The organism is Blautia sp. CAG:257 (genome assembly GCF_000433815.1).
In the GTDB taxonomy this organism is placed as follows: Bacteria; Bacillota; Clostridia; order Lachnospirales; family Lachnospiraceae; genus Blautia_A; species Blautia_A caecimuris.
Genome location: NZ_HF999102.1, coordinates 1 through 1,941, shown reverse-complemented (window position 1 = coordinate 1,941; position 1,941 = coordinate 1). Strand labels below are relative to the sequence as shown.

The following is a 1,941-nucleotide window of genomic DNA, read 5'->3' as shown; positions in this document are numbered from 1 at the left end:
TTTGTCCATAATATTGAAAATCAGGAAATACTATGTTATGATAGCACAGTAAATTGATGACGAGGAATAAAATATTCCGTAGTATGAATAGTAGAGGAGTATGAAAAATGTGTGGAATTGTAGGATTTACAGGGAAACATCAGGCTGCGCCAATCCTTTTGGACGGACTTTCCAGGCTGGAATATCGTGGCTATGATTCGGCAGGAATCGCCATCCGGGACGGAGAAAAAGAAACAGAAGTCATCAAAGCAAAAGGCAGGCTGAAGATTCTGGCAGAAAAAACGGATCATGGAGCGTCGGTTCCGGGAACCTGCGGAATCGGGCATACCCGTTGGGCAACTCATGGAGAGCCCTCAACTGCAAATGCCCATCCCCATAGAAGTGATGACGGAAATGTAACAGCGGTTCATAATGGGATTATTGAAAATTACCAGGAATTAAAGGAAAAACTTCTCCGCAAGGGCTATGTGTTTCATTCCTCCACAGACACAGAGGTTGCAGTGAAGCTTGTGGATTATTATTACAAAAAATATGAAGGAACTCCGGTAGACGCGATTAATCATGCAATGGTGCGCATCAGAGGTTCCTATGCACTTGCGCTTATGTTTAAGGACTATCCTGAGGAAATTTTTGCAGCCCGCAAAGACAGTCCCATGATACTGGGAACTGAAAACGGCGAGTCCTATATTGCCTCAGATGTTCCGGCAATTCTGAAGTATACAAGAAATGTTTATTATATTGGAAATATGGAGATGGCCCGGGTAAAAAAAGGTGAGATCACCTTTTATAATCTGGACGGGGAAGAAATCGAAAAGCAGCCCAGGGTCATCGAGTGGGATGCAGAGGCGGCAGAAAAAGCAGGCTATGAGCATTTTATGATGAAAGAGATCCATGAACAGCCAAAAGCGGTTGAAGATACCCTTAATTCTGTTTTGCAGGATGGTTCTTTAAATCTTGAAGAAATGGGATTTACAGAGGAGATCATCAATAATATTTCCTGTATTTATATAGTGGCCTGCGGTTCAGCCTGGCATGTGGGAATGACAGCTCAGTACGTCATTGAGGATATGGCAGGAATCCCGGTGCGGGTGGAGGTGGCATCAGAATTCCGATACCGTAAGCCTCTCCTTGATAAAAACGGCCTTGTGATCATTATCAGCCAGTCAGGAGAGACAGCAGACAGCTTGGCGGCCCTTCGTGAGGCAAAGGAAAAAGGTGTGCGTACTCTGGCTGTTGTAAATGTAGTAGGCTCCTCCATTGCGCGAGAAGCAGACCATGTGTTTTACACTCTGGCAGGACCGGAAATTTCAGTTGCCACAACAAAGGCCTACAGCACACAGCTTATGGCATCCTATATTCTGGCAATTCAGTTTGCCTTTGCAAAAAAACATATTACAGAAGAACAGTACAAAGATTATATCCAGGAGCTTAAAACAATTCCCGGAAAAATAAAAAGAATACTGGAGGACAAAGAACGGCTTCAGTGGTTTGCCGCAAAACAGGTAAATGCCAGGGATGTTTTCTTTATTGGAAGAGGCATTGATTATGCGGTCAGTCTTGAGGGCAGTCTGAAAATGAAAGAAATCAGTTATATTCATTCAGAGGCATATCCGGCAGGAGAACTGAAGCATGGAACCATCTCCCTGATTGAGAACGGAACACTGGTGATCGGTGTACTGACCCAGCCGGAGCTTTTTGAAAAAACAGTCAGCAATATGGTGGAGTGCAAAAGCCGCGGAGCATATCTGATGGGACTGACAGGATTTGGAAACTATAATATAGAAGATACTGTGGATTTTACAGTCTATATACCGGGAACAGACCCGCATTTTACAGCCTCACTTGCTGTGGTACCCCTGCAGCTGCTCGGGTATTATGTCAGTGTGGCCAGAGGACTGGATGTAGATAAGCCGAGGAATCTGGCGAAAAGTGTAACGGTGG

Annotated in this window: 1 protein-coding gene; it reads left to right on the top strand. The window is 44.6% G+C overall.

Translation table 11 applies throughout. The annotated features are described in order from the left end of the window. Positions 1-107 precede the first annotated feature (107 nt). On the top strand, positions 108-1,941 hold a 1,834-nt coding region (gene glmS / locus QVP40_RS11685), incomplete at its 3' end, for a glutamine--fructose-6-phosphate transaminase (isomerizing) (RefSeq protein WP_288200536.1).